Origin of the sequence: Streptomyces ruber (assembly GCF_014648075.1) — a bacterium.
Taxonomy (GTDB): Bacteria; Actinomycetota; Actinomycetes; order Streptomycetales; family Streptomycetaceae; genus Streptomyces; species Streptomyces ruber.
In genome coordinates this window covers 1-4792 of record NZ_BMQK01000039.1, presented here as the reverse complement: position 1 = coordinate 4792, position 4792 = coordinate 1, and the positions used below count along the sequence as shown (strand labels likewise).

3 protein-coding genes and 1 pseudogene are annotated in these 4792 nt (G+C 70.1%); 2 read left to right on the top strand and 2 right to left on the bottom strand.

What is annotated here, in order from left to right:
- Window positions 1-82 precede the first annotated feature (82 nt).
- Window positions 83-736, bottom strand: coding sequence for an ATP-binding protein (locus IEZ04_RS34220; RefSeq protein ID WP_189220900.1), 654 nt, complete (start codon window positions 734-736; stop codon window positions 83-85).
- Between the two features lie 115 nt (window positions 737-851).
- Between IEZ04_RS34220 and IEZ04_RS36315 the strand changes: the two genes are divergently transcribed.
- Window positions 852-962, top strand: coding sequence for a DUF6207 family protein (locus IEZ04_RS36315; protein ID WP_487222072.1), 111 nt, complete (start codon window positions 852-854; stop codon window positions 960-962).
- A 350-nt stretch (window positions 963-1312) separates the two neighbouring features.
- Window positions 1313-1885: pseudogene (locus tag IEZ04_RS34215) on the top strand (IS110 family transposase); the annotation flags it as partial.
- Window positions 1886-2258: 373 nt separating this feature from the next.
- Here the strand turns inward: IEZ04_RS34215 and IEZ04_RS34210 are convergent.
- On the bottom strand, window positions 2259-4792 hold a 2534-nt coding region (locus IEZ04_RS34210; protein ID WP_189220899.1), incomplete at its 5' end, for an ATP-binding protein.

The following is a 4792-nucleotide window of genomic DNA, read 5'->3' as shown; positions in this document are numbered from 1 at the left end:
GCAGGCCGAGACGATCGAGGTGCTGCGAAAAGCGGCGGTCTTCTTCGCGAAGGAGAGCGATCGATGAGCGCGGTGTACGCGTTCATCGAGGCGGAGAGGACCACCCATACTGTCGCTCTGCTGTGCCGGCGGCTGAAGGTGGCCCGGTCCTCGCGCCCACCGCCGTCGCGGTGGACGCCGTCAGGCGAAAGCCGGGATCGACCGCTGCGGCCCGCTCCAGAAACGCTCGCACCGCCTCGAAACCCTCGACCTCGATTCCCTCGACATGCTCGGGGGGAGCGGCCAGTCCCGTAACCGGCCACAGGATCTCCCCGCGAATGCCGAGGCGCTCCCTGCTCGTGGTCAGAATCCGAAGCCCTCGAGAAGCGGTCAGCCACATGTGCACCAGCTGGGCCATCGGCTTCAGCAGATGTTCACAGCCGTCTAGGAAGAGCAGCAGGTCCGCCTCGCGGAGCTGTTCCGCCAGGATGTCCGGCAACGCTCGTTCCGGGTGCTCCGGCACGTCCAAGACAGCCGCGACGGCATTGGCTACCAGCTGAGGCTCGGTCAAGCCAGCCAGTTCCACGAACCGCACTCCGTCACGACGGTGTGCCGCCGTCCTTGTGGCCACCTCAAGGGTGAGCCGGCTCTTGCCGACTCCGCCGGCTCCGGTCAGCGTGACCAACCGGGTCCGCTCCAGTCGGGCGCAGATTTCGGCGACCTCCCGCTGGCGGCCCACGAAGGTCGTCAGTGGCACGGGAAGGTTGTTCACTCCCCCGGCTGGCACCATCTCGTACGCTCCAACTGGGCAGCGCGGTACCGTGCTTCCTACTATTCGTACAACATAGCCAGCCCTGACGAAAGCGTTGGACGTGCTGGTAGGTGATCAAACAGGCGGCGAGGCTGAGGAAGGCCTCGTAGACGTCGCGGCCGGCGACGATGAGACGGCCCCGGCGTTCCAACAGACGATCGCGGAGCAGTGAGCAGCCGCGGTCGCGGATGGGTGTAGCTCTCGGCTCATACAAAATCTCTTCGTAGCCGGTGGTCGACCAGAGGTCGTCGTTCGCGGCGGGTGCTTGGAGGCTTCGGCGTGAGTGCCTGTCCTACCGTTCTAGTGCGGCCCCACGACCGGTCGTTCGTAGGATCGGAGGGGCCCGGCAGCTGAGGGTATGGCTCAGTGCCTGTCGCCGTTCGATGGCTCCTGACACTTGGCCGCCCCGAGCTCCGTGACGGTCTGAACTGCTGGTGGGGATACGCGACTTGATCGCTCTGTAGAACAACGCCGGTGAGACCGTCCGTGGCATCTGAACACGACCAGCTGGCGGGGGTGACCATGTTCGAGATTTGGGCCGGAGTTGACATCGGCAAGAGGCATCACCACTGCGTGGCGCTCGACGCGCACGGGACCCGGCTGCTGTCCCGACGCGTGCGTAACGACGAGGCCGAGCTGCTGCAGCTGCCCCGGGATGTGTACGCGCTTACCGGCCACGGCGAAGTACTGTGCGCGATGGATACCACCCACGGCAGCGCGGCCCTGCTGATCGGGCTGCTGCTCGCCCGGGGCCAGCCGATGGCCTGCCTCACCGGCCTGGCCGTCCACCACGTCGCGGCCGGCTACCGCGGCCAGGGCAAGACAGACGCCCGGGACGCCCGCGTCATCGCCGACCAAGCCCGCATGCGCCGCGACCTGGGCCTGCTGCGTCCCGGCGACGAGGTCGCCATCGACCTGCGGACACTGATCGGACGCCGCACCGACCTGGTCAGCGACCGCACCCGGCAGCTCAACCGGCTGCATGCCCAGCTCCTGGAAATCTTTCCGGCGTTCGAACGGGCCCTGACGCCGAAGGGCCGCGGTCTGATCACGCTGCTGACGGGCTACCAGACACCGGCGGCCATCACCGCCGCGTGGCGGGCGCCGGGAGCTCACCACCTCGCACGCGCACGACACGCTCGCGCCCTGGGCCCCGCCGGGGCGTGTGCCGGGGCGGTGAAGAAAAACCTCTGACGGGGTTCACCTCGCACGGTCCGGGGAGCTCCTCGGACATGAAACCGGCGGCCGGCCCTACACGCGCGCCTGTGTACGGGATTCACGGGGCACGGCCGTCGAGGATGAACCGGGTGAAAACGGCGAGAATCGGGCAATGACCGACCGCCGTCCGCTGGGCGCCGGACCTACCCGCCGCGACATTCCCCACGCCAGATACCGAACTGCCGCCTTCGCCACACGCCCCTCAGCTCTTCTTCGGGGACAGTCTGAGCCGGAGCGGGCGCTGTTCTGCTCACGGGGGTGCAGGTGGGTTGATGTTCTGGTGGGTGAGTGCGGACAGTTGGGCACGAATGGTGTCTGCTTCGGGCACTCCGAGGTCACAGTAGAGGCTCAAGGCGTCTTGCCAGTGGCGGCGGGCCAGGTGGAGGTCGTTGGTCGTGTGGTGTGTGGCGGCGATGCCCTGGTGTGCGCGGGCCTGTTCGTATCGGTCACCGATCGCCTCGGCCATGGCCAGCGCGTCGGCGTGCCAGGTGCGGGCTTGCACCGCCTGACCACTCATCTGCAAGGTTTCGCCGAGGCCGTTGAGCGCCTCGGCCTCGACTGCGCGGTAGCCGGTCTGCCGGGCGAGGTCGAGGGCCCGGCGGTGCTGTTCCATGGCCCTCGGACGATTTCCCTGCCGGCAGTGGACCAGAGCGAGGTGAGTCAGCGTGTAGGCCTGGCCGGCCTGGTCGCCCAGCCGCTGGAAGAGGTCCAGGGCCCGGCGGTGCTGCTCGACAGCCCGCCCATGGTCCCCCTGCCGCCAGTCCACCAGAGCCAGGTGGGTGAGTGCCTCTGCCTGGCCGGCCCGATCACCCAGCCGCCGGAAGAGGTCCAGGGCCCGGCGGTGCTGCTCGACAGCCCGCCCATGGTCCCCCTGCCGCCAGTCCACCAGCCCTTGGCAGGTCAGCGCGTAGGCCCGGCCGGACTGGTCGCCCAGCCGCCGGAAGAGGTCAAGGGCCCGGCGGTACTGCTCGACAGCCCGCCCGTAGTCCCCCTGCCGCCAGTGCACCAGGCCCAGACCGAGACGTGCATAACCCTCGCCGGACCGGTCGCCGACCCGCCGGAACGACTCCAATGCCCTGCGGCCGTGGTCGACCGCCTGCCGATAGTGGCCCTGCCGCCAGTACACCAAGCACAGGTTGAGGAGCGCATGGGCCTCGCCGGACCGGTCGCCGACCCGCCGGAACGACTCCAATGCCCTGCGGCCGTGGTCGACCGCCTGCCGATAGTGGCCCTGCCGCCAGTACATGGAACTCAGGTGGGTCAGTGCATAGGCTGCGCCATGGCGGTCGCCCTGACGGCGGGCGGCCTGGTGGGCGTGGGTGTGGATGGCCAGGGCGTCGGCGTAGTGTCCGCCGGTGCCGAGATAGCGGAAGAGGATGGCGGCCAGGTCCTGGGCGTGCTCGTGCCAGCCATGGCGGGCGGCGTGGGCACAGACGAGGGTGAGGTTGGGGCGTTCCGCATCCAGCCAGGCCCGCGCCCCAGCGGAATCGCCGACCGGCGAGGCGCGCGAGAGCGGTGCGGCCCGGAGGAGCCGGGGACGCCATTTCCCGGAATAGTGACCGAGGAAGGCCGTCGCGGTGATGGCGGTGGCGAGGTAGTGGTCGAACAGGCGGGTCAGCGCGACCTGACGGTCGGGTTCCGGGTCGGTGGTGGCGGCGAGTTCGGCGGCGTAGGCGCGCAGCAGGTCGTGCATGGTGTACCGGTCGGGACCGGTGGGCTCTATGAGGTGGGCGCGAGCCAGCCGGTCGAGTAGGCGCCGAGCCGGATGGGGTCCGGTGTCGGTGAGGGCGGCGGTGGCGTAGGCGTCCCAGTCGGTGCCGGGATGCAGGGCCAGCAGGCGGAAGGCACGGGCTGCCGGGGCGGGCAGGCGCTGGTAGGACCAGGAGAACACTGCCCGCACGCCGACTCCGATGTCCTCGTCGGCGTCGAGAAGGTCCAGTCGACGATGCTGGTCGGCCAGCTCGGTGGCCAGGGCGGCCAGGCTGTGGTGGGGGCGGGCGGCGGCGAGTTCGGCGGCCAGGCGCAGCGTCAACGGTAGTCGCTGGCACAGCTCCGCGAGGGTGGCGGCAGCCTGGGATTCGGCATCCACTCGGGGACCGATCAGCCGGCGGAGCAGGGTACGGGCGTCATCGGCGGGCAGCAGGTCCAGCACCAGGCGGTGGGCGCCGTGCAGGGCCACCAGGCCGGGCAGCGCGTCGCGGCTGGTCACCAGGGTCGCGCAGGTAGCGGTGCCGGGAAGCAGCGACCGCACCTGCCCGGCGCTGTTTGCGTTGTCCAGCACGACCAGCATCCGCCGCCCTGACAGCTCGCTGCGGTAGCGGGCCGCCCGCTCCTCCACGTCCAAGGGAACGTCCTGGCCACGCAGGCCGAGCGCGGCCAGCAGCCGGGCCAGCGCCTCTCCCGCGGTCATCGGCTTCTCGGGATCGTAGCCGCGCAGGTTCACATACAACTGCCCGTCGGGGAAGTTCTGCTGCGCCCGATGGGCCCAGTGGAGGGCCAAGCCGGTCTTACCCACCCCGGGAGTGCCGGAGATCAGGCCGACCACCGCTGCGGTGGAGGCCGCGTCCGAGGCCGTCAACCGGTCCAGCCACGCCAGCTCCCATTCGCGGCCGGTGAATCCGGCGGCATCGCTGGGCAGCAGGCACGGCGCCCACGACGGCTCGAGGCGGCCTGACAGAGCGGTTGTTGGGGCGGGCGGGGCCAGGGCGGGGTCGGCACTCAGCACTGCTCGTTGCAGGTGCTGCAGTTGCGGGCCGGGCTCGATGCCCAGCTCCTCTGCCAGCT